The sequence below is a fragment of the Nocardioides sp. GCM10030259 genome (assembly GCF_042666375.1).
Classification (GTDB): domain Bacteria; phylum Actinomycetota; class Actinomycetes; order Propionibacteriales; family Nocardioidaceae; genus Nocardioides.
This window is the reverse complement of sequence record NZ_JBHTDF010000025.1, coordinates 69906-95454: the sequence shown is the minus strand read 5'-3', so window position 1 is coordinate 95454 and position 25549 is coordinate 69906. Positions and strand designations below refer to the sequence as shown.

The 25549-nt window shown below is 72.1% G+C and carries 29 protein-coding genes; 14 read left to right on the top strand and 15 right to left on the bottom strand.

From position 1 onward, the window contains the following. The first annotated feature begins 93 nt into the window (after positions 1–93). From ACFQQI_RS19940 to ACFQQI_RS19930, 3 genes are read left to right on the top strand one after another with little or no spacing between them, the layout of a single operon-like run. On the top strand, positions 94–513 hold the full coding sequence (locus ACFQQI_RS19940) for a YciI family protein (protein ID WP_378567721.1): 420 nt from the start codon (positions 94–96) through the stop codon (positions 511–513). Continuing rightward, positions 510–1751, top strand: a complete 1242-nt coding sequence (locus ACFQQI_RS19935; RefSeq protein WP_378567718.1) for an RNA polymerase sigma factor — start codon at positions 510–512, stop codon at positions 1749–1751. Before ACFQQI_RS19940 ends, ACFQQI_RS19935 begins: the two co-directional genes overlap by 4 nt. 48 nt (positions 1752–1799) lie before the next feature. Continuing rightward, complete coding sequence (locus tag ACFQQI_RS19930) at positions 1800–2207, top strand: hypothetical protein (protein ID WP_378567715.1); 408 nt, start codon at positions 1800–1802, stop codon at positions 2205–2207. 10 nt (positions 2208–2217) lie between these two features. Here the strand turns inward: ACFQQI_RS19930 and ACFQQI_RS19925 are convergent, their stop codons facing one another. From ACFQQI_RS19925 to ACFQQI_RS19915, 3 genes are read right to left on the bottom strand one after another with little or no spacing between them, the layout of a single operon-like run. Continuing rightward, on the bottom strand, positions 2218–3114 hold the full coding sequence (locus ACFQQI_RS19925; protein WP_378567712.1) for an arginase family protein: 897 nt from the start codon (positions 3112–3114) through the stop codon (positions 2218–2220). 34 nt (positions 3115–3148) lie between these two features. Then, the gene (locus ACFQQI_RS19920; protein ID WP_378567709.1) at positions 3149–3706 is read right to left on the bottom strand and encodes a GNAT family N-acetyltransferase; all 558 of its coding nucleotides are present in this window, start codon (positions 3704–3706) and stop codon (positions 3149–3151) included. 41 nt (positions 3707–3747) lie between these two features. After that, positions 3748–4740 carry a hypothetical protein gene (locus ACFQQI_RS19915; protein WP_378567706.1) on the bottom strand — a complete coding sequence of 331 codons (993 nt, stop codon included), beginning with the start codon at positions 4738–4740 and terminating at the stop codon, positions 3748–3750. A gap of 616 nt (positions 4741–5356) precedes the next feature. On the opposite strand from ACFQQI_RS19915, the gene ACFQQI_RS19910 reads away from it, so the two are divergent. Beyond that, positions 5357–5803, top strand: coding sequence for a hypothetical protein (locus tag ACFQQI_RS19910; RefSeq protein ID WP_378567703.1), 447 nt, complete (start codon positions 5357–5359; stop codon positions 5801–5803). Positions 5804–5816: 13 nt separating this feature from the next. Here the strand turns inward: ACFQQI_RS19910 and ACFQQI_RS19905 are convergent, their stop codons facing one another. Then, entirely contained in the window at positions 5817–6152 is a 336-nt protein-coding gene (locus ACFQQI_RS19905; RefSeq protein WP_378567700.1) for a winged helix-turn-helix transcriptional regulator, read from the bottom strand. 38 nt (positions 6153–6190) lie between these two features. Between ACFQQI_RS19905 and ACFQQI_RS19900 the strand changes: the two genes are divergently transcribed. Both ACFQQI_RS19900 and ACFQQI_RS19895 read left to right on the top strand, forming a co-directional pair. Next, positions 6191–6754 carry a carboxymuconolactone decarboxylase family protein gene (locus tag ACFQQI_RS19900; protein WP_378567698.1) on the top strand — a complete coding sequence of 188 codons (564 nt, stop codon included), beginning with the start codon at positions 6191–6193 and terminating at the stop codon, positions 6752–6754. Between the two features lie 70 nt (positions 6755–6824). Further along, positions 6825–7784, top strand: a complete 960-nt coding sequence (locus ACFQQI_RS19895; protein ID WP_378567695.1) for a hypothetical protein — start codon at positions 6825–6827, stop codon at positions 7782–7784. Positions 7785–7790: 6 nt separating this feature from the next. On the opposite strand, the gene ACFQQI_RS19890 is transcribed toward ACFQQI_RS19895, so the two are convergent. The 4 genes from ACFQQI_RS19890 to ACFQQI_RS19875 form a co-directional block, all read right to left on the bottom strand. Next, a complete protein-coding gene (locus ACFQQI_RS19890) occupies positions 7791–8231 on the bottom strand; it encodes a VOC family protein (RefSeq protein ID WP_378567692.1) in 441 nt (146 codons plus the stop codon). Between the two features lie 79 nt (positions 8232–8310). Beyond that, entirely contained in the window at positions 8311–8802 is a 492-nt protein-coding gene (locus ACFQQI_RS19885) for a M15 family metallopeptidase (protein WP_378567689.1), read from the bottom strand. A 91-nt stretch (positions 8803–8893) separates the two neighbouring features. Then, a complete protein-coding gene (locus ACFQQI_RS19880) occupies positions 8894–9778 on the bottom strand; it encodes a DMT family transporter (RefSeq protein ID WP_378567686.1) in 885 nt (294 codons plus the stop codon). Then, complete coding sequence (locus tag ACFQQI_RS19875; RefSeq protein WP_378567683.1) at positions 9775–10575, bottom strand: class I SAM-dependent methyltransferase; 801 nt, start codon at positions 10573–10575, stop codon at positions 9775–9777. The genes ACFQQI_RS19880 and ACFQQI_RS19875 overlap by 4 nt, the downstream gene beginning before the upstream one ends. A gap of 38 nt (positions 10576–10613) precedes the next feature. Here ACFQQI_RS19875 and ACFQQI_RS19870 point away from each other — a divergent pair, with 38 nt between their 5' ends. Next, on the top strand, positions 10614–11576 hold the full coding sequence (locus ACFQQI_RS19870; protein WP_378567680.1) for an NAD(P)-dependent alcohol dehydrogenase: 963 nt from the start codon (positions 10614–10616) through the stop codon (positions 11574–11576). On the opposite strand, the gene ACFQQI_RS19865 is transcribed toward ACFQQI_RS19870, so the two are convergent. Together ACFQQI_RS19865 and serC are read right to left on the bottom strand one after the other, a co-directional pair. After that, a complete protein-coding gene (locus ACFQQI_RS19865) occupies positions 11563–12306 on the bottom strand; it encodes a DUF4097 domain-containing protein (protein WP_378567677.1) in 744 nt (247 codons plus the stop codon). The genes ACFQQI_RS19870 and ACFQQI_RS19865 overlap by 14 nt on opposite strands. A gap of 96 nt (positions 12307–12402) precedes the next feature. After that, a complete protein-coding gene (serC, locus tag ACFQQI_RS19860) occupies positions 12403–13524 on the bottom strand; it encodes a phosphoserine transaminase (protein WP_378567674.1) in 1122 nt (373 codons plus the stop codon). 51 nt (positions 13525–13575) lie between these two features. Here serC and ACFQQI_RS19855 point away from each other — a divergent pair, with 51 nt between their 5' ends. Beyond that, positions 13576–13923, top strand: a complete 348-nt coding sequence (locus ACFQQI_RS19855) for a zinc ribbon domain-containing protein (protein ID WP_378567671.1) — start codon at positions 13576–13578, stop codon at positions 13921–13923. Between the two features lie 21 nt (positions 13924–13944). On the opposite strand, the gene ACFQQI_RS19850 is transcribed toward ACFQQI_RS19855, so the two are convergent. Together ACFQQI_RS19850 and ACFQQI_RS19845 are read right to left on the bottom strand one after the other, a co-directional pair. Further along, complete coding sequence (locus tag ACFQQI_RS19850) at positions 13945–14793, bottom strand: ABC transporter permease (protein ID WP_378567669.1); 849 nt, start codon at positions 14791–14793, stop codon at positions 13945–13947. Next, on the bottom strand, positions 14790–15722 hold the full coding sequence (locus tag ACFQQI_RS19845) for an ABC transporter ATP-binding protein (protein ID WP_378567666.1): 933 nt from the start codon (positions 15720–15722) through the stop codon (positions 14790–14792). The genes ACFQQI_RS19850 and ACFQQI_RS19845 overlap by 4 nt, the downstream gene beginning before the upstream one ends. Before the next feature lie 131 nt (positions 15723–15853). Between ACFQQI_RS19845 and ACFQQI_RS19840 the strand changes: the two genes are divergently transcribed. From ACFQQI_RS19840 to ACFQQI_RS19825, 4 genes are read left to right on the top strand one after another with little or no spacing between them, the layout of a single operon-like run. Further along, on the top strand, positions 15854–16933 hold the full coding sequence (locus tag ACFQQI_RS19840) for a sensor histidine kinase (RefSeq protein WP_378567663.1): 1080 nt from the start codon (positions 15854–15856) through the stop codon (positions 16931–16933). Then, positions 16930–17601 (top strand): response regulator, encoded by a 672-nt coding sequence (locus ACFQQI_RS19835; RefSeq protein WP_378567660.1) that lies wholly within the window; start codon positions 16930–16932, stop codon positions 17599–17601. The genes ACFQQI_RS19840 and ACFQQI_RS19835 overlap by 4 nt, the downstream gene beginning before the upstream one ends. Before the next feature lie 4 nt (positions 17602–17605). Further along, positions 17606–18193, top strand: a complete 588-nt coding sequence (locus tag ACFQQI_RS19830) for a hypothetical protein (RefSeq protein WP_378567657.1) — start codon at positions 17606–17608, stop codon at positions 18191–18193. A gap of 34 nt (positions 18194–18227) precedes the next feature. Further along, the gene (locus ACFQQI_RS19825) at positions 18228–18791 is read left to right on the top strand and encodes a hypothetical protein (RefSeq protein ID WP_378567654.1); all 564 of its coding nucleotides are present in this window, start codon (positions 18228–18230) and stop codon (positions 18789–18791) included. Here ACFQQI_RS19825 and ACFQQI_RS19820 read toward each other — a convergent pair whose 3' ends face one another. Both ACFQQI_RS19820 and ACFQQI_RS19815 read right to left on the bottom strand, forming a co-directional pair. Beyond that, positions 18792–19613, bottom strand: coding sequence for an SDR family NAD(P)-dependent oxidoreductase (locus tag ACFQQI_RS19820; protein ID WP_378567651.1), 822 nt, complete (start codon positions 19611–19613; stop codon positions 18792–18794). Beyond that, complete coding sequence (locus tag ACFQQI_RS19815) at positions 19610–20713, bottom strand: citrate synthase 2 (protein ID WP_378567648.1); 1104 nt, start codon at positions 20711–20713, stop codon at positions 19610–19612. The genes ACFQQI_RS19820 and ACFQQI_RS19815 overlap by 4 nt, the downstream gene beginning before the upstream one ends. A 39-nt stretch (positions 20714–20752) precedes the next feature. Between ACFQQI_RS19815 and pdxH the strand changes: the two genes are divergently transcribed. Beyond that, positions 20753–21382 (top strand): pyridoxamine 5'-phosphate oxidase, encoded by a 630-nt coding sequence (pdxH, locus tag ACFQQI_RS19810; protein ID WP_378567645.1) that lies wholly within the window; start codon positions 20753–20755, stop codon positions 21380–21382. Between the two features lie 14 nt (positions 21383–21396). Then, complete coding sequence (locus tag ACFQQI_RS19805) at positions 21397–22587, top strand: dipeptidase (protein WP_378567642.1); 1191 nt, start codon at positions 21397–21399, stop codon at positions 22585–22587. Here the strand turns inward: ACFQQI_RS19805 and ACFQQI_RS19800 are convergent. Then, positions 22559–25468, bottom strand: coding sequence for a hypothetical protein (locus tag ACFQQI_RS19800; protein ID WP_378567639.1), 2910 nt, complete (start codon positions 25466–25468; stop codon positions 22559–22561). The genes ACFQQI_RS19805 and ACFQQI_RS19800 overlap by 29 nt on opposite strands. Between the last annotated feature and the right edge of the window lie 81 nt (positions 25469–25549).

Sequence of the window (25549 nt, the reverse complement as noted above, 5' to 3'; positions counted from 1 at the left end):
AGAAATTCTCCGACAGGTGTCGATCGGGTGCATCGTCCGTTCGTCTGTGGGGTGAGAGGGTCGGAAGGCGACCCCACCACGGAAGGCAGAACGATGAAGTACATGCTGATCATGCGGGCCACCGGCGAGGCGCTCGAGCAGTTCGAGAACATCGAGTTCGAGGAGGTCCTGAACGTGATGGGCCGCTTCAACGATGAGCTGATCAACGCGGGCGTGCTCGTGGCCGCCGAGGGCCTCGACGACCCGGCGACCGGCGTGGTCGTCGACTTCTCCTCGCAGCCGCCGGTCGTGACCGACGGGCCGTACGGCGAGACCAAGGAGCTGTTCGGCGGCTACTACATCCTCGACGTGGCGTCGAAGGAGGAGGCCGTCGAGTGGGCGAAGCGCGCGCCGCTGACCGGGCCCGGCATGAAGACCGAGATCCGCCGGGTGGCGAGCATCGACGAGTTCCCGCAGGACAACCCGTGGATCCAGAAGGAGCGGGCGTGGCGGGAGGCGACCGGCCAGCTGTGAGCGGCTCGTCGCGGCACGCGGTCGAGGCGGTGTGGCGGATGGAGTCCGCCCACATCGTCGGCACGCTGGCCCGCTACACGGGCGACTTCACGCTCGCGGAGGACGTCGCCCAGGAGGCGCTCGCCGCCGCGCTGGTGACCTGGCCGCGCGACGGCGTACCGGCCAACCCCGCGGGGTGGTTGCTGACGACCGCCCGCCGGCGAGCGATCGACGCGTTCCGGCGGCGGTCGGCCCTCGACGATCGGTACGCCGAGATCGCCCACGGGACCTCCGAGGCGATCGAGGAGGGGGACTGGGATCCGGACCGGATCGACGACGACGTGCTCGCGCTGATGTTCATCTCCTGCCACCCGGCGCTGTCCCGGGAGTCGCAGGTCGCGCTGACGCTGCGCGTGCTCGGCGGCCTCACCAGCGACGAGATCGCGCGCTCCTTCCTGGTGCCCACCGCCACCGTCCAGGCCCGCATCACCCGCGCCAAGAAGACGCTCGCGGCCGCCCAAGTGCCCTTCGACGTGCCGCCGCCCGAGGACCGGCGCGAGCGGCTGCCGTCGGTGCTCAACGTCATCTACCTGATCTTCACCGAGGGATCCACCGCCTCCGCCGGCGCGGCTCTCATCCGCGTCGACCTGGCCCGCGAGGCCATCCGGCTGGCCCGGATGCTCGCCCGCCTCGTCCCCGACGAACCGGAGACCCACGGGCTCCTCGCCCTGCTCGAGCTCACCGCCGCCCGCTTCCCGGCCCGGCTCGACGCCGACGGCGAGCCCGTGCTCCTCGAGGACCAGGACCGCCACCGTTGGGACCGCTCAGCACTCCGCCGCGGCCGCGCCGCCCTCGCCATGGCCGGTGGGGTGGGTCGCGGCCTCGGCTCGTACGGCGTACAGGCCGCCATCGCCGAGTGCCACGCGGTCGCGCCCTCGGTCGCCGAGACCGACTGGGCCAAGATCGTGGTGCTCTACGACGCCCTCGGCCGCCTCGCGCCGTCGCCGATCGTCTCGCTCAACCACGCCGTCGCCGTCTCCATGGCCGACGGCCCCGCCGCGGCGCTCCCGCTCGTCGACGCCCTGGTCGCCGACGGCTCACTTGCCTCGACGCACCTGCTGGCAACCGTGCGCGGCGAGCTGCTGAGCCGGATGGGCCGCGCCGACGAGGCTCGCTCCGAGCTCACCGCCGCGCTGTCGCTGTGCCGCAACGACGGCGAACGGCGGGTGCTGGAGCGCAAGCTCGCGGCGTTGGGCTGACGCCGCAGCCCTCCCGCACGTGCCTGGTGCGGAGTAGGACGTCGGCGATTGGGCACGGCACAGGTGGGACTCGTAATCGGGGCCCCTCGGCGCGACCGCGCTGGCGGGTCCCCACACGGGAGGGAGAAGATGATGTTCGACATCAAGAACCGGTTGAAGGGCGTCACGAACCGGGAGATGTGGGCCGCGCGCGGCGCCTCGCTCGTGGGGAAGGTCAAGGCGACGAAGACGGTGTGGTTCCCGCCCGAGCCGGTAGCGACTGGGACGAAGGCCGGGACCGTGGCCGCGAAGAAGGCCTCAGGCTCGGCCAGGAAGACAGCCAAGAAGACCACCGGGACTGCGCGAAAGTCTGCTGGTGCGGCAGCGAAGACGGGCAGCGCGACCCGGAAGACCGCACCGAAGCCGGCGAAGAAGGCCTCGAGCCGGACGAAGAAGGCGAGTCGCGCCGCGGGTTGACGTCTGCGCGCTAGACCCCGGCGGGCGGGAGCAAGGCCTCGATCAGCCGCCCAAGTGAGGTGGGGTCTGACGCGGCGTGTGCCGGGACGAGTTGTCCCAGCGAGAGGCCCAAGCACTGGGGTTCGCGCCACAGCACCGCCAGCGCCAGCCCGAGCTGGGCCAAGGTCGGGCCGCTGTTGCGACCGTTCACGTTCTCCGCGATCGGCGCATCCTGGAAGTCCAGCACGTCCACGTCGACGTGCACGAGGAACGGGCCGGCCGGCAGTGCCTGCCTCGCCGCGGCCGCAGCGCGGGCGGGGTCGGCGACCATCTCTGCCTGAGTCACCAGACCGACATCGAGCTCTGCGGCTCGTGCGCGCTCCCAAGCCGTGGTCTCGCCCAGGTCGACCCCGAGATAGCTGAGCTGGGCGGGTCGGAGCAGCGGCCGGGAGCCTGCCAGGCCGGCCAGCTCCGGAGCGGCCCCGTCGAGGTTCAGCGCATGGGCCATCCCCATCCAGCTGAGTGAACCCTCGATGGTCGACGCCGGCGTGTTGAGGTCGAGGTGCCGGTCGATGTACACGAGGTGGGTGTCGGTCCCGCTCCGTGCTGCAGCGGCGCACAACCCCAGGGCCACCGTGCAGCTGCCGCCGATGACGAGGAGCTGCTCGCCTGGCGCCATCAGCGCGTGAGCGGCGTCAGCGAGCTCGCGGAGCGCGTCGACCTCTTCCTCGAGGTTCTGCGCCAACGGCCGATCGTGATCTGGACGCCAGCGTCGGACCGGCAGGTCGCCGGCGTCCCTCACTCGATGCCCGGCAGCCTCGATGGAGCTGATCAGGCCGGCTTCGCGAAGAGCTGCTGGGGCCTGCTCGACCCCGACGCAGTAGGCGGCTGCGCTGCTGGGATAGCCCAGGACATTGATCGTTCGCACATCTCCTCCTCGGACATCAAGAGCACTCAGCCGGTCACTGTCGCCACTCGCGCCTGAGCAGCCCGAACACCCACGAGTCCGACACCTCGCCGTCGACGACGCAGTCCTCCCGCAGCGTGCCCTCGCGCACGAAGCCGAGCTTCTCGAGGACGCGGGCGGACGCCGCGTTGCGGGTGTCGGCCTCGGCCTGGACGCGGTTCAGGTCGAGCGTGTCGAACGCCCACTCCAGCAACGCCCGCGCGGCCTCGGTCGCACAGCCGTGGCCCCACGCGGCCTCGGTGAGGCAGTAGGTCAACGACGCGCTGCGGTGGCCCGGGTTCCACTGGCTCAGGCCGCACCAGCCGAGGAACTCCCCGTCGGTCGAGCGGTCGATGACCAGCCGCGCTCCCGTGCCGTCGGCCGCCATCTGCCGACACCTCGCGATGAAGCGGTCCGCCACCTCCCGCTCGCTCCACGGCGGCGAGTCCCAGTAGCGGAGCACGCGCGCGTTGCTCTGCAGCGCGAAGAGGGCGTCCGCATCCGCGTCGACGAAGGGGCGCAGCCTCAGGCGTGCTGTGTGCAGCGTGGGGATGGGGAGGGGCACGGCACCCATCGTGCCGTGACTGGTCCGGGAACGCCCCGCCCGACCAGGTGCTAGGCCGTTGAGCGGCACAGGCGGAACTCGAAATGTCGTGGGGCCTCGCTCCGAAGACACCACGCGAGCTCCTTGCGCGCCTGAGCACTGTGCAGGTTCCCGCCGTCCATCGTGCTGAGCACTTCCTTCGAGAGCAGGAGAGGCGGCTTCTTGCTGTTCGCCCTCGGCGCTGCCGGCGTGGCTGGTCGTCCTGCGAGATCGCCATCGCGGTCGCTCGCGGCTCCTGGACGGCTGACCCCCGCCGCGTCCGGCGGCTCCTTCGCCGGCTGTTCCACCACCGTGAGCCAACCCTCTCCGTCCTCCCAGAGCGCAACCCTTCCCTTGTCGTTCGCGGGCATCAGCCAGACCAGCCGCGGCGATGGGTACCTCCCCAGGTCGGGCCAGCATTTCGCCTCACACAGCTTGCGGGTCGTGCTCTGGAAGGTCTCTTCCGTCTGCGCTCCTCGCCAACCCATCAGGGGGGCAGCAACAAGGCTCGCCAGCGCCCACCACCATTCGTGCGCCCACAGGGCCATCACACAGATTGCGCCGAAGGCGACGGCCAGCGCGTTGTGCATCGTGAACTCGGCGCGGATCTTCGCCACGTAGGCGCCTGTCTGCGGGTGCTCTGCGCGAAGCCAGTCGTAGCCCCTTCCCGCGCCCTTGTCGCTGGTCACCCACCAGTTCTTCGGGTGCCGCTTGCGCGACGCTTCGGACGCGGAACGGGTACGCAATGGAGGAAGCCGCCAACCGTGCTCGTTGCCTCGCTGCACGAGCTTCGCGAGCGGCGCGATCAGGTACCCGACCACGAACGGCACGAAGATGAGAACCAAAGTCGCGATCGGGAGAGCGTTGTCACTGTCGAGCTGCCCGCCCGCGACAGTGTCCAGAAGACCTCGCCATGCGTCCTGACCGAGGAGAAGGACCCAGGAACCAAACAGGACGAGTCCAGGTACGTATCGCGCGTAGACATCGAAGAAGACCTGCGGGACGAGCTCGGCCAGTGCCCCCATCGAACTCCTCCTGTTCGAGATTCGGAGGAAGCGAACACCGGAGAGGTGCGGACGCCGTGCACACGATGCTCCCCCGCCGCGCTCGCGCCCGCACGACTTGATTGGGCGAACTTCCGGATCATTCCCAGACCATTCGGGACCACCCGAACAGCCCATTGACCGGGCACGCGGAGCCACGCGACGGTGGACGAGGGGTCGCGGAGGAGGTGCGCGCGACATGGTCGAACCGATCGTCGTCGGCATCATCATCCTGGTCGGATCGTTGGTCGGCGCGCTGGTCGTGCTCTCGCGGGGCGTCGCGGCGAGACCGGAGGCCGGGCGCTCACGGCGTCCCGGCGGACGCAAGGGTGGTGTGCTCGGGAGTCGCCGCGTGGGTGTCGAGTTCAACCCCCGTGCGCGGATCGACACTCGGTACCTCGAGCAGGCCGGGCGACGGCGACCCACTGTCCCCGCCCCGAATCTTCACCTGGGGCATGGAGACGCGATGGCAGAGGGGCCGGACACCGTCAGCCTCGATCAGGTGGTCCGGAACGCCCTGCAGGTCGACATGCGCCTCGGGGCCCTCGGAGTCGACGCACCGCCTCTGCGACAGGGACGACACGACACCGTGAGGGTCATGATCGCCCGCGACGACGACGCCGGTCGAGTCGTCGCCACGTTCGTTGCCTCGTCCCAATGGCAGGACGTCGCGGAGATCGACACGACGGCGTTCATGACCGTGAGCCTGGGCGGCCCCACGTTCGAGATCAGGCGCATCAACACACCGGAGAGCAACGTCGACGGCGAACAGGTCGTCTCGGAGCGGGCGACATGGGAGTTCGACGTCCTCCCAACCAAGCGCGGCCGCCAGTCCCTCACCGTCTCCGCCTCGATGCGGGTGCCGATCGCCGACTACGGGGAGAAGACGGTGACGGTCCCCACCCTCACCCGCCAGTTCGACGTCGAGGTCGACCGGGCTTACGCCGCCAGATCCTTCACCCAGGACAACTGGAAGTGGATCGTCGGCACCGGCATCGCCGCCGTGGGCGCGGCCGCCGGCCTCATCAAGGTCATCCAGGCCTGAGGCTGCGCTGCCTTCAGGCGGACCCGTGGGGCCGCCACTCCGCGGCCCACTGGTCCAGCCGCGCGAGCTGCTTCACGAGGGACTTCCCCTGGGAGGTGAGCGCGTACCCGTCGCCGGCGTGCTCGACGAGGCCGGCGTCGCCCAGCTCGCGCAGGCGGTCGGCGAGGACGCTGGAGGAGGCGCGGTCGCAGCGTTGCTGGAGCTGCCGGAAGGTGGGCCGGGCGTCGTCGCGCAGCTCCCACAGGACGCGGAGCGTCCAGCGCCGGCCGAGCAGGTCGAGCAGGGCCATGATCGGGCGGCCGGTGTCCGAGCCGCGTACCGGGCGGCCCGGGAGGGGTGTCGAGGTCATTGCTTCCCTTTCCGAAGCAACCAGCGTAGCGTGCCGGCATGCCTCTGAAATCGAAGCAGCCCCGCATCGCGCCCCTCGAGCCGCCGTACGACGAGGAGGCGGCCGCCGTCCTGGAGCGGCTCGGGCCACCGATCCAGCTCTTCCGCGTCTGGGCCCGCCGGCCCGAGCTCGCGCACGGTGTCGCGGGGTGGGGGAGCTACTACCTGTCGCGTCGCTCGGCGCTGACGCTGCGGCAGCGGGAGCTGGTCATCGACCGGACGACCGCGCTGTGCGGGGCGGGCTACGAGTGGGGCGTGCACATCGCGGCCTTCGCGGAGAAGGCCGGGCTCGACGACGCCCAGGTGTCCTCCCTCGCGACGGGCGGGCCGGGCGACGACTGCTGGACGCCGGCGGACCGCGCGGTGATCGCGGCGGTGGACGAGCTCCACGCCACGTTCGACCTCTCCGACCGGGCCTGGTCGGACCTCGTCGCCGTCAGCAGCGAGGACGCCGCGCTCGAGGTCACCCTGCTCTGCGGGTGGTACCACGCGATCTCGTTCGCCGTCCGGGCGCTGCGCCTGCCGCTCGAGCCCGGCACCGACCCGATCGGCGCAGCCGGCTGACGGTGTCGCAGGAGGGCGCGCCGCCGTATCGTGGGAGGGCTCAGCCGCGCCCATCGGGAGGTCGTGCGTCATGCGTGCAATTCTGGGCAGCTACCGGGTGGCGATCGAGACGGTGGTGGTGGTCGCCGTCATCGTGGTCATCCGGGAAGTGCTGTGGGCGCTCGGCGTCGAGGGCATGTCGGCCAGTCCGCTGGCCTCGAGCATCATCGGCGGCGGCGTGTTCGTGATGGGTCTCGTGGTCGCCGGGACTCTTTCGGACTACCGCGACGCCGAACGGGCGCCGACCGACATCGCCGCGTCGCTCTACGCCCTGCTCCGCGAGGCCGAGTCGATGGACAGGGTCTGGGGAAAGCCCGACATGGAGACGATGCGAGGGCGCCTCGTCAGCGTGGTGACGGCACTGCGGGCGGACATCAACAGCGGGACGACGCGTGAGTGCCAGGCGGCCATCGAGGAGGTCTCCGACTCCCTGCTGGAGCTGGAGGAGTCCGATGTGCCCGCCAACTACGTGGTGCGGTTGCGGTCCGAGCAGGCCGCGCTGCGCAAGGCGGCCCTGCGCGTCTACCACATCCAGCGGGAGGCCTTCCTGCCGTCGGCGATGGCGATGATCCGGAGCCTGGTCGTCGTGATCGTGCTCCTTCTGCTCTTCACGAACATGGGCGGACACGTCGAGTCGCTGGTGACCGTCGCCTTCCTGACCTTCTTCTTCATCTACCTCCTCCGCCTGCTCGATGTGATCGACAAGCCGTTCAAGGCGGGGATGGAGCGCACCGACGACGACGTGAGCCTCTTCCTCCTCACCGAGTTCGTGGTGCACGCCCAGGTCGGCGGCGAGGGCGTGATCAGCCACGAGGACGTCGCGGCCGTCGCCGAGGAGCTGGAGCAGCAGCTCACCGAGGTCGAGGAGCTGCAGGCAGAGAGCACCGAGTCGCTGACGACGGCCCTCGAGGAGGTCATCGACGACCACGACGTACCCGGTTCGCCGCAACCGGTGGACCAGCCCCGGAGGGACCCTCGGCGACCGGGCTGACGACCGTCAGCCGATCTCCTCGGTCAGCGAGACGATGAGGCCCTCGGGTCCGCGGACGTAGGCCATCCGGTAGGCGCCCTCCCACTCGCCGATGCCGCCGATCAGTCCGTAGCCGTCCGCGGCCAGCTCGTCGACGGACGCCTGCAGGTCGTCGACCACGAAGCTGACGTTGCGGATGCCGAGCTCGTTCGCCATGGCCTTCGGCGATCCCGGCGTGTGGTCGGGCCGCAGGAACGTCCCGAGCTCGATCCAGGTGTCGCCGCCGGGCGACCGCAGGCCGACGACCTCCGTGCGCGAGTCCGGGATGCCGCAGACGGTGTCGATGAACTCGCCCTCGACGAACGTTCGGCCCTGCACCTCCAGGCCCAGCCGGACGAAGAACTCCGTCACCAGCTCGATGTCGGCGACGGTGATCCCGATGTGGTCGAAGCGCTTGATGCGTGCCATGACTGCCATCCTCCAACGCGGTTGTGGTCATTTCGAGACGGAGACGCAGCCGTGTCCGGATTCTCGACATGCTCGTCCGTCAGCCCCTGCTGCTGCTGTCGGGCAGCATGTCGGGGCAGGTGCCGCCGGGCGTCGTCGCCAGCTCGAAGTGCCAGACCTCGTTGGCGAAGACCTGGCACAGCCCGTAGTCGGAACCGTGCTGACTGAGCCAGTGATCGGCGTCGCGCGGGCCGATGTCGACCGCGTCTCCGGTGACGTGCGCCGAGGTGTCGGGAGTCGACACCCAGCGACTCGCCTCCTCCTCGCTGCCGTACCCGAGCACGGCCTCGTCGAAGAGACGTTGCTGGTGCGCCGGGCTGCGCCAGCCGCTGGTGACGACCATCCGCACCCCGTCGTCGCGTGCATCGCGTCGCGCGGCCTGGACGGCGGTGAGCAGGTCCGGGTCGAGCCCGGCGATCGTGCGCCGATCGGGTACGTCGTCCTGCGCATCGGTGGCGCCGCACCCGAGGGTGAGCAGCAGGACGATGAGCATCGTCGACAGCAGGCGGCCATGGGAGAGATGTCGGGTCACGACTTCGACGTTGCGCGCTGACGCGCGCCGAGACCTCCCTCGCAGGTACCGGGTCGCCCGACCCGGGTCCCGCGCGCCTCCGCCGGCGGTGCTAGCTGCCGCGGCGGCTCGGCGTACGCCGTGGCGTGCGGTCCCGCCCGCCGGTCCCGGGTACGTCGCTGCGCCCCAGCACGAAGATGCCCGCGAGCACGATGCCGAGGCCCACGGCCTCGAGCGCGATGGACTGTGGCGAGCCGCTGGGTCGCTCGGCGAACGCGACGACGCCGAAGGTCAGCGCCACGAGCGGGTTCACCAGGTTGAGCATCGGCAGGGACTCGGTCACCCGGGTGCGGTTGTAGATGTGCTGGTTCAGCACGAAGCCGGTCATGCCGACGGCGACCATCGTGTAGAACGGCCAGGACGTGAAGAGCTCGCCGGCGCTCCAGGCGCTGGTCGTGGACTTGATCGCCCCGGCCATCAGGCCGAAGACGATGCCGCCGGCCGTCCCGAGCAGCAGCGCCGACTGCCGGGCGTGCCGCCCGGAGGCCCGCAGCGCGACGAGCACACCGAGCGCGCCGAGCCCGATCAGCACCGCCGCGGCCGCGCCGTCCGGCTGGTCGGTGCCACCGGTCGGTCCGGCGGCGGTCAGGAAGATCCCGAGCCCGACGGCGGTGACGGCGCCCCAGACGACGGTGCGCCGCGGCGGAGCCCGGCGGTCGAGCAGGTCGCGGAACACCATCGAGAAGAACAGTGCGGTGACGGCCAGCGGCTGGACGATCGTCAGCGAGCCCAGGTGCAGGGCGATGGCGTGCAGGCCGAGGCCGACCAGCGACGCGGCGACGCCGAGCCGCCACTTCCACTCGGAGACGACGTGGCGGGCCAGCTCGGCTGCGCTCGCCCCGCGTTCGGCGCCGGACGCCCCGTAGTGCATCAGGGCGGTCGACCAGCCCGCCGCGACTGCCGAGGCGAGCGCGACCGCGGCGGCCAGCCAGCTCATCGGACCCCTCGCCCGGTCACCATCAGCGCGCGCAGGCGCAGCGGGAAGCCGTTGGTGGTCTCCAGCGCATCCATCTCCCGGAAGCATCCGTCGCGATAGGCGGCGAGGGCTTCGGGCGTCAGCTGCTCGAGGATCCCGCGCACGCTGAACGACCAGTGCCAGTCCCACCACTGCTCCTTGGTGGCGAACCAGACCTCGGTCTCCTCTTCCTGCACGTCGAGGCTCGTGACGGCCGCGGCGCCGAGCAGCGCGGCGACCTCCTCGGCGCTGTCGAAGGGCTGCTGCAGCGCCCGCCGCCGCGGCGCGCCGGCGGCCGGGAGCAGGTCGTCCTCGAACGCCCAGCGCTCGTCCTCCGCGCCCCAGGTCGACACGGCGACGACGCCGCCGGGGCGCAGCACGCGCACGAACTCGGCGGCGGCGCGCGCCGGGTCGGGGAGGAAGAACAGCGCGAACGCGGCGGTGAGCACGTCGAACGACGCATCGGGGAAGTCCAGCCGCTCGGCGTCCATGACCCTCAGCTCGGCCTCGCATCCCGCGGCGGCCAGGTCCGCGCGGGCGAGCTCGATCATCGCGGGGGAGACGTCGATCCCGGTGAGGTCCCCGAGCCCTCGTTGCGCAGCCGCGACGAGGACTGCGCCGCGGCCACAGGCGACGTCGAGCAGGCGAGCCTCGCGTTGCGGGCCGGCCAGGTCGAGGAGACGCCCGGCGAAGTGCGCGTGATACGCCGTACCGACTCGGTCGTAGGTGGGCGCCGCTCGGTCGAAGACCCCCGCCAACCACTGCTTGTGGTCGTCCACGCGGCCACCCTAGTCTGCGGTGACCGGAGGGACAGCGGATGAAGGCGGTCGTCTACGACAGGTACGGGCCTCCCGACGTCCTGGCGGTCGCGGAGGTGCCCGTCCCCGAGCCGAAGGCCGGGCAGGTGCGGGTGCGCGTGGCCGCGACGTCGATCAACCTGAGCGACTGGGAGTGCCTGCTCGGATCGCCGGCGTACGCCCGGATCGGAGGCCTGCGGCGACCCGCTCGCCGGACGCTCGGGTCCGACATCGCCGGGGTCGTCGATGCGGTCGGCGACGGCGTGACCGGGCTCGCGCCCGGCGACGAGGTGTACGGCGACAACCTCTGGCTCAAGGGCGGGTTCGCCGAGTACGCCGTGGCGCCGGAGGCCGCGCTCGCCCGGAAGCCGGCCGGACTGACGTTCGTCCAGGCCGCGACGATCCCGCAGGCCGGCGCGATCGCGCTGCAGGGGACGCGGTGGGCCGCCGACGGCAGCCGGGTGCTGATCAACGGGGCGGGCGGCGGCTCGGGCGCGTTCGCGATCCAGCTGGCGAAGCGGGCCGGGGCACACGTGACCGGCGTCGACAACGCCGGGAAGCTCGACTTCATGCGCGCGGTCGGTGCGGACGAGGTCCTCGACTACCGCACCACCGACTTCACGCGAGCGGGCACCTTCGACCTGGTCCTCGACCTGGTGGCCCACCGCTCGGTCCTCGCCTACCGCCGGTCGTTGGCCCGGGGCGGCACGTACCGCTGCGTCGGCGGCTCCACGCGCACGCTGCTGCGGGTGCTCACCGCCGGGACCGTCGTCGGCGTGGCCTCCCGGCGCTCGATCGGCGTGCTCGCGGTGAAGGAGGGGCCGGCCCACTTCACGCCGCTCGCCGATCTCTGTGCGCGCGGCGAGGTCGAGGTGCACGTCGACCGGACGTTCCCGCTCGACGAGACGGCGGCCGCGCTCGCGCACGCCGGCGAGGGTCGCGCGCTCGGCAAGGTGGTCGTCCAGCCGATCAGTCCTCGGTGACCGACAGGTCGCCGCTCCCGGTCGAGACGTCGAGGTGGTGGTCACCGAGCTCGTCGCTGGGCATCGTGACCGTCTCGTCCCCCGACCTGGTGTCGGCGTCGACCCGGTAGGAGGATCCTGCGGGCACGGTCAGCTCGAGGTCGCCGCTGGAGGCGCGCGCCGTGACGTCGTTGGCGGTCGCCAGCTCGACCTCCACGTCGCCGGAGCCGGTCTCCGCCGTGACCGGCCCGTCGGCGTCGGTGATCGAGATCTCCCCCGACCCGGCCGCGGCGCCGACGCTCCCGGTCGGCCGCATGACCGTGATGTCGCCCGAGCCGGTCCTGATGTCTGCATCACCCAGCCCGACCAGCAGGACGTCCCCCGAGCCGACGTCGACCGTCACGTCGACCGCGTCGGGCACCGTGACCGTGTAGTCGATGACGCAGTCGTCACCGCAGTCGCCGTCGAGGCGGAGGACGTCGCCGTCGAGCTCGTCGTACCGGTCATCGGGCTTGTCGTGCTGGTAGTCGACGTCCCGCTCGATGGTGATCTCGGACGCCGAGGACGACCGGGTGATCGCGAGCTCGCTGGACCCGCCCGTCAGGGAGATCGCGCTCACGGGACCGGTCTCTGTCCGGGAGTCGGAGAACTCCTTGCTGATGCCGATGGTCCCGCAGCCCGCGAGGGACGAGGCGACGACGAGCGTCGCGACGGACAGTCCGGCAGCGGGCATCCATGCATGTCTGGTCACCTCACCGACCGTAGGCAGTCGGCCGGTGCGTGTGATCGGGATTGTCCCTGACCGTGCCCCCGGGAATCGATCAGCGATCTTCAGGGGAACACCGGGTCAGAGCCGCTCGACGACCCAGTCGATGCAGTGGGTGAGCGCCTCGACGTCGGACGGGTCGACGGCGGGGTACATCGCGATCCGCAGCTGGTTGCGACCGAGCTTGCGGTAGGGCTCGGTGTCGACGACGCCGTTCGCGCGGAGCACGGCGGCGATGCGGGCGGCGTCGATGCCCTCCTCGAAGTCGATCGTGCCGATCACCAGCGACCGGTGCGCCGGCTCGGCGACGTACGGGAAGGCGTGCGGCGACTTCTCCGCCCACGTGTAGAGGATGTCCGACGACTCGGTGGTGCGGGCGACCATGCCGGCGAGGCCGCCGGAGGCGTTCATCCAGTCCAGCTGCTCGGCCATCAGGAAGAGCGTGGCGACGGCCGGGGTGTTGTAGGTCTGGTTCTTGCGGGAGTTGTCGATCGCGGTCGGCAGGTCGAAGAAGGCCGGGACGTGCCGGTCGGACGCGGCGATCGACTCGGCGCGCTCGAGGGCCGCGGGGGAGAAGAGGGCGAGCCAGAGGCCGCCGTCGGAGGCGAAGGACTTCTGGGGCGCGAAGTAGTAGACGTCGCTCTCCCGTACGTCGACCGGCAGGCCGCCCGCGCCGGAGGTCGCGTCGATGAGGACGAGCGCGTCCGACGCGGCGCCCTCGGGCCGCACGACCGGGGCCATCACCGCGGTCGACGTCTCGTTGTGCGCCCAGGCGTAGACGTCGACATCGGTCTCGGCGACCGGCTCCGGCCGCGACCCCGGCTCGGACCTGATCACCGACGGCGCCGCGAGCCACGGAGCGGCGGCCGCAGCGGTCGCGAACTTCGCCGAGAACTCGCCGAAGGACAGGTGCTGCGACCTCTCCCGGATCAGCCCGTGCGTCGCGACGTCCCAGAACGCCGTCGCGCCGCCGTTGCCGAGCACGACCTCGTAGCCGTCGGGCAGCGAGAACAGGTCGGACAGCCCGGAGCGGACCCGGCCGACGAGTGCGCGCACCGGCGCCTGGCGGTGCGACGTACCCATCAGGGAGGCGCCGGTCGCCGCGAGAGCCTCCAGGTGGGAGGTCTGGACCTTCGACGGACCGGCGCCGAACCGGCCGTCGGCGGGGAGGAGGTCGAGGGGGATCTGCAGGGCGTCGCTCACGCTTCCCTATTCTGTCAGCCGGACCAGCGAGCCCTCGGGGGATGACGGATCATGAACAACCGCACGACCATGCAGACGCTTCTCCTCTTCGTCGGCGCCCTGGTCTGCCTCGGCGGTCTCGTGTGCGTCGTCGCCGGCTTCGTCAGCTTCGCGGGCGGAGAGCCCGGCGAGGAGGGCTCCTCGATGGCGTTGTTCGCGGCCGGTGGGTTCGCCGCGGTCATCGGCTTCGGCATCGTCGCGTTCACCCGGGTGGCGATCCTGTCCCGCAACGGCGGCTACGCCCGGGTCACCATCGAGCAGGGGCCGCCGCCGCGCAGTGGACGCTTCTGCTCGAGCTGCGGCACGCCGGTGTCGGCCAACGCGCGGTTCTGCGAGTCCTGCGGTGCCGCGGTCGGCTGACCTACGCACGGAGGACGGCGGTCAGGCGACGTCCCGCCGCCGCACGAGCAGCAGGGACAGTGCCGGGAGCGCGACGACGTAGACGAGCACCGTCCAGGTCGCCTGCGTGCCGGAGATGGCGTCGACCACTCCCGGGGTGCCTCCGGCGTCGACGCCGATGAGCGAGCCCACCAGCGACCCGGCCGCCGTGCCGGGCAGCACGTGGGTCAGCGTCTCGACCGCGTCGAGCAGGCTGCCGACGCCGCGGAGCAGGTTCTCGACGACCAGGGCCCAGACCAGGCCGAGGCCGACGGAGAGCGCCGGGCCCTTGGCGACGGTGCCGAGGGTGAATCCCGCGAGCGCCCACATGCCCAGCACGAGGATGCCCGCGAGCACGGACTCGACCACCGCTCCGGCCGACGGCCAGACCACGCTCTGCGACTCACTGGCGGCGATCGCGAGCGCGACTCCGAAGTAGAGGACCAGCGTGAACACCACGGTGCCGACCACGAACACCAGCGTCGCCGCCAGCGAGCCGACGAGTGAGCTGGTGCGCGACGGGCCCTGGGTGAACACCGTCTTCCAGGTCCCCCAGCCGTAGCCGCTGCCGGCGACCATCGCGCCCAGCACCATCATCAGCGCGCCGCCGAACATCGGCATGCCCCGCAGCAGCACGTCGGGCACCGACACGGGCAGCAGGCCGTTCAGGAGCGTGGACACGGTCTCGCCCTCGTTGGAGAAGCTGTTGTCTCCGGTCTTGAAGGCGATGTAGTCGAACGCGTAGCCGAACATCAGCGCCATCGCCACCCACGCGCCGAGCGTCACCCACACGGCCGGCCACTTGCGCAGCCGCAGCAACTCGGCGCGGGTGCTCCTCAGGACGGCGTTCATCGCACTGCCTCCTCGATCTTGTCGTCGTTGTTACCGGTCATCTCGAAGAAGACCTCCTCGAGCGTTCGTTCGCGGCTGGTCACCTCGTGGACGTCGAGGCCGGCGGTCACCAGCTCCCGCACCAGGCCGGGTGCCGCCGAGGCGGGCAGCTCCAGGACCAGCTGGTCGTCGAGCATGCGTACGCCGTCGTCGCCGGCGACCCGCATCGCGACCGCGAGCGCGCGGTCGATCGGCTCGGCGTGCACGCGAAGGGAGGCGTGGCCGCGGAGCTCGGCGACGGTCGACTCACGCAGCAGGCGACCGTTGCTGATCACCCCGACCCGGTCGCAGATCTCCTGCACCTCCGCCAGCAGGTGGCTGGAGAGCAGCACCGTCTGCCCGCTGCGGGCCAGCGCGACGATCAGGGCCCGCATGTCGGCCATGCCGGCGGGGTCGAGCCCGTTGGTCGGCTCGTCGAGCACGATCAGGTCGGGATCGCCCATCAGCGCGGACGCGACCCCCAGCCGCTGCTTCATGCCGAGCGAGTAGCTCTTGAACCTGTCGCCGCCCCGGTCGGCGAGGTCCACCCGCTCCAGGGCCGAGTCGACGACCGCCTCCGACAGTCCGCGGTAGCGCGCCATCACCAGCAGGTTGTCGCGGCCGCTGAGGTACGGGTAGAAGCCCGGGCCCTCGACGAGCGCACCGACCCTCGCCGTGACCTCGGGCCGGCCCGCGGGCTGTCCCAGGACGTTCACGCGTCCGGCCGTCGGCCGGATCAGCCCGAGCATCATGCGCAGCGTGGTCGTCTTGCCCGCCCCGTTGGGGCCGAGGAAGCCGTACACCTCGCCGCGACGCACCGTCATGCTGACCGCATCGACGGCCATCCGGCTGTGGTCGCCGGAGCCGTAGCGCTTGGTCAGACCTTCCGTCTCCACCATGAGTTCCGTCATGGCATCCACCGTCGTCGGACGCCGGGCCCGGCGCGTCCGCTCGACGGCGGCACCGGCGTACGCGGATCTGCGTACGGCGGTGCCTCGCTCCGTCGTACGCCGGCCGGCGCGCGGCGACCTAGCCTCGGACCATGCTCAGATCCCCGCTGCCCTGGCTGGTGCCGGCCGCACTCATCGTCGCGGGCTCGCTCGGCGCCAACCGCGGCGCCGATGACGGCTCCTCCCTGGCCGTGGTCGTGTCCTCCGTAGCCGCCGCGGCGGCGCTGGTGCTGGCCTTCTACCGCGGGCGCCTCGCGGTGCTCGTGTCCGGCGTCGCGGTCGGCGGCTACTTCGCCGTCGGGCTCGACAACGGCCCGATGTTCCTCGCGCTGCCGCTGACCCTGCTGGTCGCCTCCCTCCGGTCGCGGCCGCGGGCGCTGCTGCCGGCCGGAGCCGTCGCGGTCCTTCTCGTCGTCGTGGGCCTCGGGGTCCGGGCGGCGAGCGACAGCGCCGGCCCCGAGGTCTTCTGGCAGTCCGTCGGGGTGGCGGCGATGTCGCTCGTGGCGGCGTTCGGGGGCTGGTGGCTGGTCGACCGGAGCCGGATGCGGACCGAGCAGGCCGGGCGCGCGGCCACCGAGGAGCAGCTGCGGATGGCCCGCGACCTGCACGACGGCGTCGGGCACGGGCTCGCCGTGATCGCGATGCAGGCCGGCGTGGCGCTGCACGTGCTGGAGAAGGACCCGGCGGCCGCCCGTCGCAGTCTCGAGGCGATCCGCGACACCAGTCGGGAGTCGCTCGAGTCGCTGCGCGCCGAGCTCACCCGCATGTCCGGCGGCGATGCGCCACGACGAGCCACACCGGGAGTCGCCGACCTCGGTCCGCTGATCGAGCGGGTGCGCGCCGGTGGGCTCGCGGTCGAGCGCCGCGGCGACCCGGGCGAGCTCGAGGGCGCGGCCGACCACGCGGCGTACGTCGTGGTGCAGGAGTCCCTCACCAACGTGCTCCGCCACGCGCGGGCGACCCGGGCGGCGGTCGTCCTCGAGCGGACGTCGTCGGACCTGGTCGTGACCGTCTCCGACGACGGCGCCGGGGCCGGGGCCGCCGTCGGGCAGGATGGGGGCATGGGCATCGCAGGGATGCGGTCGCGGGTCGAGGCCCTCGGCGGCACGCTCGAGGCGGGACCGCAGGCGACCGGGTTCCGGGTGCGCGCCAGCATCCCGGTGGCCCCGTGACCGAGCCGGTCCGGGTCGCCCTGGTCGACGACCAGCCCCTGGTGCTGATGGGCCTCGGCACGCTCATCCGGTCCGAGGACGACCTCGTGCTCGTCGGGGAGGCGCAGGACGGCAGGGCGGGGCTGTCGCTGATCCGTGGCGCCCGGCCCGACGTCGTCCTGTGCGACATCCGGATGCCGGTCCTCGACGGGCTCGGCCTGCTCGCCGAGGTCGCCGGTGACCCGGACCTGAGCGACGTCAAGGTCGTCATGCTGACGACGTTCGAGCTCGACGAGTACGTCTTCGAGGCGCTGCGCAACGGCGCCAGCGGGTTCCTGCTCAAGGACACCGAGCCGCAGCAGCTGCTCGACGCGGTCCGGGTCGTCGCCGACGGCGGCTCGCTGCTCGCGCCCTCGGTGACCCGTCGCGTCATCGAGCAGTTCGGTCGGGTCGGGCCACGTGCCAAGCCGCACCCGCGCCTCGGCGACCTGACCGACCGGGAGCGCGAGATCCTCTCCTGGGTGGCCACCGGACGCTCGAACGCCGAGATCGCCGAGGAGCTCGTGGTCAGCCCCGACACCGTCCGCACCCACGTCAGTCGCGCGATGGTCAAGCTGCACGCTCGCGACCGCGCCCAGCTGGTCGTCTTCGCGATCGAGTCGGGACTCGGCCCGGATCGCCTATCTTGAGCCCATGCTGCTGCCGCCGAAGGTCGCCCACGGGGTGGCCGACGGGTCCGTGACGCTGGCCTTCCGGCGCTGGCGCAAGCCGGACGTGAAGGTGGGGTCGGAGTTCCGGACCGTGGCGGGCGTCGTGCGGGTGGACGAGGTCGAGGTGGTCGACGCCGCCGCGATCACCGACGAGGAGGCCGCTGCGGCCGGCTGGCCCGACGCCGACCGCCTGAGACGGCAGCTGGACAAGGTGACCGACGTGCCCACGACGTACCGCGTCCGCCTGAGCTGGGCCGGGCCCGACCCGCGGGTCGCGCTGCGCGAGAGCGCCGACCTCACGGACGACGACGTCGCCGCGATCGACGCGAGGCTCGACCGGCTCGACCGGGCCAGCGGCCACGGCCCGTGGACGATGGCGACGCTCGACGTCATCCGGCGCCGCCCCCACACGCGGGCCCCCGACCTCGCCGTCGAGATGGGCCGCGAGCGGGACCCGTTCAAGATCGACGTGCGCAAGCTCAAGAACCTCGGCCTGACCCGGAGCTTCGACGTCGGCTACGAGCTGTCGCCGCGCGGCCTGGCCTACCTGGCGCGGACCACCCGGGAGTGATCAAGTACGCCGGCTGCCGGCCGATGGAAGGCTCGTGCGTCTCGGTGTCTCCGTCCTGCTCGGCCTGCTGCTGTCCCTCGGCGCGCTGGCGCCCGGCCATGCCGCGGAGCCGATCGAGGACTACGCGTCGTACGAGCCGGCAAGGAACTGCCACCCCGCGCCGAAGCGCGGCACCGTCGAGCTGGCCAGGTGGGTCGTCCGGCAGTTCGGCGGCGACTCGGTCGGCGACGCCCGGCCGTGCGGCCGCAAGCGCAGCGTGACGTCGGAGCACCAGTCGGGCCGGGCGTTCGACTGGTTCGCCGACGTACGCCGCGCCTCCGACCGCCGCCGCGTGCACGCCCTCCTCGACGCGCTGTTCGAGGCCGACCGGCGGGGCAACGAGGACGCCCGGGCTCGCCGGATGGGCGTGATGTACGTGATCTGGGCGGACCGCATCTACCCGGCGTGGAACGGGTTCCGGCCCGAGCCCTACCTCAGCTCCGCGTGCAAGAAGCGCTCCAAGTGCTCCCGCACGCTGCGCCACCGCGATCACGTGCACGTGTCGCTCGACCGCGCCGGCTCGCGCGGCCGCACCAGCTGGTACGCCGGCCGGCTCTGATCAGGCCGCTGCGCGCCGGTCCTGGAGCCGGCGCTGCTTGTCGACGAACCGCGCCGACGACCGCTGCACGAAGCCGGGGAAGAACCGGCCGAGCCGCCACGCGATCCGCGCCTGCCTCGGGGTCACCAGCATGGCCCGGTCGGCTGCGACGGCCTCGAGCACCTGCGCGGCGAAGACGTCGGGCGCCAGCGGGTGCCGCACGCCCTGGCCCTTGAGGTAGTAGTCGCGCCCGTGGAACTTGCCGAGGTGCCCCTTGTCGAGGATCGGGGTGTCCACGGCCGCCGGGCACACCACGGTGACGCCGACGCCCTTCGACGCGGCCTCCGATCGCAGCGCGAGCGAGAGGCCGACCACGGCGTGCTTGGTCATGACGTACGACGTGATCAGCCCGGCCGCCATCAGCCCGCCCATGGAGGCGGTGTTGACGATCTGGCCGGAGCCACGCTTCACCATCAGCGGGTACGCCGCGGCGACGCCGTGCACCACGCCGCGGATGTTGACGTCGATGATCGCGTCCCACTGGTCGAGCGTGAGGTCCTCGGTCTCGCCGCCGAAGGTGATGCCCGCGTTGTTGAACAGCAGGTCGGGCTCGACCTCCTCGACGAGCGCCCGCACGGCCGCTGCGGCGGTGACGTCGAGCGCCACCGCTCGCGCGCCGATCGGTCCGGCGACCTCCGCCGCCGCGAGACCGTCGAGGTCGGCGCACACGACCGTGGCGCCGGCAGCCGCGAGCGCGCGGCTCAGCGCCGCCCCGATGCCGGAGCCGGCACCGGTGACGATCGCGCGCCTGCCCCCGAAGTGCGCCGGGACGTCGACGCTCACCCGTCCCACTCGGACCGCCACCCGTCGACGTCCGAGGCGGGGCGGGCGGCAGGGCCGGTGTAGATGGCCGACGGGCGGATCAGCCGGCCCGTTGTCTTCTGCTCGAGGATGTGCGCCGACCAGCCGCCGGTGCGGGCGCAGGTGAACATCGAGGTGAACATGTGGGCTGGCACCTCGGCGAAGTCGAGCACGATCGCGGCCCAGAACTCGACGTTGGTCTCGAGCACCCGGTCGGGCCGGCGCTCGCGGAGCTCGGCCAACGCGGCCTGCTCGAGGGCCTCGGCGACCTCGTAGCGTGGGGCGGCCAGCTCGCGCGCCGTACGCCGCAGCACGCGCGCCCGCGGGTCCTCCGCGCGGTAGACGCGGTGGCCGAAGCCCATCAGCCGCTCGCCGTTGTCGAGCAGCTCCTTGACGTAGGTCCGGGCGTCGCCGCGCTGCTCGACCTCCTCGATCATGCCGAGCACCCGCGACGGTGCGCCGCCGTGGAGCGGGCCGCTCATCGCGCCGATCGCGCCGGAGAACGCCGCCGCGACGTCGGCGCCGGTCGAGGTGATGACGCGGGCGGTGAACGTCGAGGCGTTCATGCCGTGCTCGGCCGCCGAGCTCCAGTAGGCGTCGATCGCTCGGACGTGGTCGGGGTCGGCCTCGCCCTTCCAGCGGATCAGGAACTTCTCCGCCAGCGTGGCGCCCTTGTCGACCTCGGCCTGCGGCACGACCGGCTGGTGCAGGCCGCGGGCCGACTGCGCGGCGTACGACAGCACCATCACCGCCACGCGCGAGAGGTCGGCGCGCGCCTGCTCGTCGCTGATGTCGTAGGTCTGCCGGAAGCCGAAGGCCGGCGCCAGCATCGCGATCGCCGCCTGCACGTCGACGCGGACGTCGCCGGTGTGGACGGGGATGTTGTAGGCCTCCGCCGGCGGCAGGCCGGGCGTGTAGGTGCCGTCGATGAGGAGGCCCCAGACGTTCTCGAAGGGGACCCGGCCGACGATCTCCTCGATGTCGACGCCGCGGTAGCGGAGCGCCGACCCCTCCTTGTCCGGTTCCGCGATCTGCGTCTCGAACGCGACGACGCCTTCCAGTCCATGGTGTACCTCGGTCACCCGCGCATTGTGCACTGCGTCGCCACTAGGGTCGAGGACATGGATCTGGCGGCGCTGCGCGAGGAGTACGGCAGGGCGGGCCTCGACGAGGGGGACCTGGCGCCCGACCCGGTGACGATGTTCGAGGGCTGGTTGCGCGACGCGGCCGCCGCCGGCCTGCACGAGCCGAACGCGATGGTGGTCGCCACCGTCGGCCCCGACCTCGCCCCGTCGTCGCGGATGGTGCTGCTCAAGGGCCTGTCCGCCGACGGCTTCGTCTTCTACACCAACACCGGCTCCCGCAAGGGCCTCGAGCTCGCGGACAACCCGCGCTGCGCACTGCTCTTCCCGTGGCACCCGCTGGAGCGCCAGGTGCGGGTCGACGGCGTCGCGACGCCGGTCCCGCGCGAGGCCGTCGCGACGTACTTCGCCGTCCGCCCGCGCGGGTCCCAGCTCGGCGCGTGGGCGTCGCACCAGTCGCGGGTGACGACGCGCGAGGCCTTGGCGCAGGCGTACGCCGAGGCGGAGGAGCGCTTCCCGGACGACGTGCCGGTGCCCGACGAGTGGGGCGGGTACGTCGTACGCCCCGAGGCCGTGGAGTTCTGGCAGGGCCGGCCCGGCCGGATGCACGACCGGCTGCGCTACCGGCGCGCCGGCGCAGGGTGGCTCACGGAGCGGCTCGCCCCGTGATCTAGGGTCCGCGCGTGCCCCTGATCAAGCGCCGCTGGCTGCGGTGGACCCTGCGCTCCGTCCTGCTCGTCGTCGTCCTGGCGCTGGTGGGGTTCTTCGCCTTCGCCCCCGGCTACATCGAGAACAGCATGAACAGGGTCGAGGGCGCCGACCTCCCGGAGGTGGACGAGCAGACCCGCGCGCTGCACGACTCCCTGCAGGTCGTGGACATGCACTCGGACACCCTGATGTGGGACCGCGACCTGTTCGACCGCTCCGACCGCGGCCACGTCGACCTCCCGCGTCTCGAGGACGGCAACGTCGCGCTGCAGGTCTTCTCCTCGGTGTCGAAGAGCCCGAAGGGGCAGAACTACGAGGCGAACAGTGCCGACTCCGACAACATCACCCTGCTGACGATCGCCCAGCTCCAGCCGCCACGCACCTGGACGTCCCTGCTGCAGCGGTCGCTCTACCACGCCGAGAAGCTCCGGGACGCCGCCGAGCGATCGGACGGGCGCCTGGTGCTGGTGCGCACGAAGGACGACCTCGAAGACCTCATGGCGAAGCGCGAGGCGGGTGAGCAGGTCACCGGTGCGATGTTCTCCGTCGAGGGCCTCCAGGACATCGAGGGTGACATCGACAACCTCGACGAGCTGTACGACGCCGGGATGCGCATGGCCGGCTTCGCCCACTTCTTCGACAACGACGTGGTCGGCTCGATGCACGGCGAGGAGAAGGGCGGGATGACCGACCTCGGCCGCGAGGTCTTCGACGAGCTCGAGGATCGTGGAGTCATCGTCGACATCGCCCACTCCAGCCACACGGCGATCGCGGAGATGCTGGACCGCGCCACGAGGCCGGTCGTCGCGAGCCACGGCGGCGTCCAGGCGACCTGCGACGTCAACCGCAACCTGACCGACGACGAGATCCGGGGCGTCGCGGCCACCGGCGGCGTGGTGGGCATCGGCTACTGGAACGCCGCGGTCTGCGACCGCACGCCGGCCGCCGTGGTCGACGCGATCGAGCACGTCATCGAGGTCGGCGGCATCGAGACCGCCGGGCTCGGCAGCGACTACGACGGCGCGACCACGGTCGGCTGGGACACCAGCGACATCGCGGTGATCACCCAGGAGCTGCGCGACCGCGGCCACTCCGACGCCGACCTCGCCGCGATCATGGGCGGCAACACCCTGCGCGTCATGCGCGAGGTGCTGCCGGCCTCCTGACCCCGAGCGCCATCGCGCCGACCACGAGCACCGCCCCGGCGCCGAGCAGCCACCACGGCAGCACCTCGGGGATGCCGAGGAACGTCGTGATGCCGAGGATCCTGGCCATGCCCCACGGCAGCAGGGCGAGCTGGTCGTTCCAGACCGTGAGCGCGTCCTCGAGCCCGACGGTGCCCGTGAGGGCGCCGACGCCGAGCAGGGTCGCGCCGGCGACGCCGAGGACGGTCGCCGCCGCGCGGCGCCGGCCGGCGCGGCCGGCCCAGGCGAGGCACGCCACCACCCAGCCGAACAGCACGAACGACGCCACGACGTACGCCGTGCGCCAGCCGGGCTCGGTCCAGAAGACGAACCAGTAGCCCCCGGGTCCGCGCACCGACAGCACCGCCAGGAGCAGCACCGCGCGCAGCGCGACCGCGCCGCCGACGGCCGTCGCGACCCGCCACGACCCGGTGGCGGCGACGGCGGCGGCCAGCACGGCCCAGCCGATGCCCACCAGGAGCAGGTGGGCGGGAGCGAGGAACCAGGTGAGCACCAGCCGGCTCCACGCGATCGCGACCAGCGGGATCGCCACGACGAGCCAGCGGTTGACCGGGCCGGGCTCGCGCCACGGGGTCAGGGCCGCCCGCACCATCGTGCGGCCGGTGCGCGTCAGCGCGAGGGCGAGCAGCAGCGCCAGCAGCCCGCCGCGGGCGAGCCACGCCATCTCGACATCGCGGTCCGCGCGCTCCTCGCCGATGCGCGCTGCGGTGAGGTTGTACGCCGGGAGCTGCAGGTCGTCGCCGTACGTCTGCTCGTGCAGCTCCGCGGTCGCGTCGAAGCGGCTGCGGGCCTCGGCCCACTCCGCGCGGCCGCTGCCGGTGTCGAGCCACTGCGCGTGCAGGAGCACCATCGTGCGGTAGGCCGCGAGCATCTGGAACAGGTTGACCTGGTAGTCGAGGGCGTCGACGAGCTGCTGCCGGAGGGCCGGGTCGCGCCAGGTCGCTGGATCGGTGTCCTCGACGACCGCGAACATCTCGTCGGCTGTCTTGACGGCGCGGTCGCCCGCCGCGATCGCCGCGTCGATGCCGCCCGCGTCGCGGACGATCGAGTAGATGACGTCGAGCACGGCGCTGTCGCCGGTGAGGATGTCCCACTCGAAGATCCACATCTGCGGCGGTGGCTCGAGTCCGAGGGCGAAGGCGCGCAGCTGCGCGAACTGCTCGATGTAGAGGCCCTGCGTGACCGCCTCGCGTGACGACGCCATGGCGGTGGTGATCGCGGTGACCGTCCGTGGGTCGGTGGAGAACCACCGGCGCGCCCAGTCGGCGGTGAGCTCGGCCGGGTCGGCGTCGGGGTCGCGGGCCAGCTGCGCGGCGACCTCGGTGTTGAGGTCGTAGAGCTGCCAGAACCCGTGGGTGAGCTGGAGCGTCATCGGTCCGGTGCGCCACGGCCCGCCGTCCTGGGTCCAGGTCCAGATGCCCTCGACGTGCGGGTTGGCCGCCAGGAAGCGTTGCAGCGCCTGCTGCGTCAGGACGCCGAGGTCGTTGGGGATCGCCCCGAAGGCCTCGAACTCGCGGCGACTCTGCAGCTCGACGATGCGGCGCTGGTCGCCGGTCTCGAGGGTCTCGTTGAGCGGCAGCCAGCTGTAGTAGTCGCCGAGGCTGTACTTCGTCGAGACGACGAGGCTCGGCGAGTCGATGCCGTCGAGGACCTCGTGGTAGCTGTCGGGGTTGGTGTGCAGGTCCCCGACGGCTCCGACCCCCACGCTCCAGGTGCGGAAGACGACCTCGGTGTCCGAGCGCTCGGCCGCGTCGGTGAACGCCGTGAGCATGGCGCGCACGGCCGGCGGCGTGGTCACGGTGATCTCGGAGTAGTAGTCCCAGCCGGGCAGGTTGTAGATGCTGCCGCCCTCGCCGATGCGCAGCACCACGCCGGAGAGGTAGGGCATCTCGCGGTGGAGCTCGTCGAGGCCCTTCTCGTAGACGTCCCAGAGCCGCTCGTCGGTGGTGTCGAGGTCGAACTCGTCCCGCAGGTGCTCCTCGAGCGGCCCGCTCAGGATGAGCATGTCCGTGCGCAGGTAGACCCGCATCCCGAGGTCGTGGACCTCCCGCCAGATCGGGCCGAACGCCGCGCGCATCGCCTCGGCGCGCGCGACGTACTCCGGGTCGTCCTCGTAGACCTCCGGCACGTCGGCGAACGTGAGGTACTCCAGGAAGCCCGGGACCGCGATCGCGTTGTAGCCCTCGGCCAGCTCGTGCCTGACGTAGTCGAGGACGCTCGCCCGGGCTGCGGGGAGGGCGGCGCGGTCGACGTACGGCGCGTCCGGGAGGATCGCGTCCTCGAACGCGCGCGAGTAGTGCGAGTAGTCCTCGCCACCGCGCCACTGATCGGGGTCGGCGGCGACGCCGGCGGCGCCGAGGTCGACCATCCGGAACGGCAGCCGGCTCGCCACCGCCTGCCCGAGGCGCTCGGTGAGCGGTCGGCTCGCCCGAGCGGCGAGCGCCAGGTCGTAGACGCCGCGCACGGCGCCGGCCTCGCTGGCCGCCGTGATCCGCAGCGCTCGCGGCGTGCCGCCGAGCCGGTACGTGTCGTCCTCGGGGTCGCCGTCGCCGTGGCGTACGACGAGCGTCGCGGTCCCCCGCGTCGCGGGCGCGTCCGCGACGGCGTCGCGCAGCTCGGCCACCGCGGTCCGGGTGCGCACCGTGTCGGGTGCGTCGATCCGGGTGACCCGCGGGGGCGGGACCGCCGCCCGCGGGGGAGCGACGCGCAGGTCCTCCACCGGCACGTCCTTGGCCTCGGTGCGGATCCCCAGCGACGCGGAGATCCCCGCCGCCATCGCCCCGCCCACCAGGCCGAGCACCACCACCACGAGGACGACCTGGACGGTCCGACGTACGCGCACGAAGCCGCACTGTAGGGCCGCTGACGCCGCCGCGCCGGGATAGTCCGTCACGATCTGGCCGCGGGAACGCCGGATTCGGCG

Excerpts from the sequence above, each read along its gene's own strand:
- ACFQQI_RS19940 (WP_378567721.1), top strand. The coding sequence starts at position 94 with ATGAAGTACATGCTGATCATGCGGGCCACCGGCGAGGCGCTCGAGCAG.
- ACFQQI_RS19920 (WP_378567709.1), bottom strand. The coding sequence starts at position 3,706 with ATGGGTGCCGTGCCCCTCCCCATCCCCACGCTGCACACAGCACGCCTG.
- ACFQQI_RS19915 (WP_378567706.1), bottom strand. The coding sequence starts at position 4,740 with ATGGGGGCACTGGCCGAGCTCGTCCCGCAGGTCTTCTTCGATGTCTAC.
- ACFQQI_RS19910 (WP_378567703.1), top strand. The coding sequence starts at position 5,357 with ATGATCGCCCGCGACGACGACGCCGGTCGAGTCGTCGCCACGTTCGTT.
- ACFQQI_RS19905 (WP_378567700.1), bottom strand. The coding sequence starts at position 6,152 with ATGACCTCGACACCCCTCCCGGGCCGCCCGGTACGCGGCTCGGACACC.
- ACFQQI_RS19900 (WP_378567698.1), top strand. The coding sequence starts at position 6,191 with ATGCCTCTGAAATCGAAGCAGCCCCGCATCGCGCCCCTCGAGCCGCCG.
- ACFQQI_RS19895 (WP_378567695.1), top strand. The coding sequence starts at position 6,825 with ATGCGTGCAATTCTGGGCAGCTACCGGGTGGCGATCGAGACGGTGGTG.
- ACFQQI_RS19890 (WP_378567692.1), bottom strand. The coding sequence starts at position 8,231 with ATGGCACGCATCAAGCGCTTCGACCACATCGGGATCACCGTCGCCGAC.
- ACFQQI_RS19880 (WP_378567686.1), bottom strand. The coding sequence starts at position 9,778 with ATGAGCTGGCTGGCCGCCGCGGTCGCGCTCGCCTCGGCAGTCGCGGCG.
- ACFQQI_RS19870 (WP_378567680.1), top strand. The coding sequence starts at position 10,614 with ATGAAGGCGGTCGTCTACGACAGGTACGGGCCTCCCGACGTCCTGGCG.
- ACFQQI_RS19855 (WP_378567671.1), top strand. The coding sequence starts at position 13,576 with ATGAACAACCGCACGACCATGCAGACGCTTCTCCTCTTCGTCGGCGCC.
- ACFQQI_RS19850 (WP_378567669.1), bottom strand. The coding sequence starts at position 14,793 with ATGAACGCCGTCCTGAGGAGCACCCGCGCCGAGTTGCTGCGGCTGCGC.
- ACFQQI_RS19845 (WP_378567666.1), bottom strand. The coding sequence starts at position 15,722 with ATGACGGAACTCATGGTGGAGACGGAAGGTCTGACCAAGCGCTACGGC.
- ACFQQI_RS19840 (WP_378567663.1), top strand. The coding sequence starts at position 15,854 with ATGCTCAGATCCCCGCTGCCCTGGCTGGTGCCGGCCGCACTCATCGTC.
- ACFQQI_RS19830 (WP_378567657.1), top strand. The coding sequence starts at position 17,606 with ATGCTGCTGCCGCCGAAGGTCGCCCACGGGGTGGCCGACGGGTCCGTG.
- pdxH (WP_378567645.1), top strand. The coding sequence starts at position 20,753 with ATGGATCTGGCGGCGCTGCGCGAGGAGTACGGCAGGGCGGGCCTCGAC.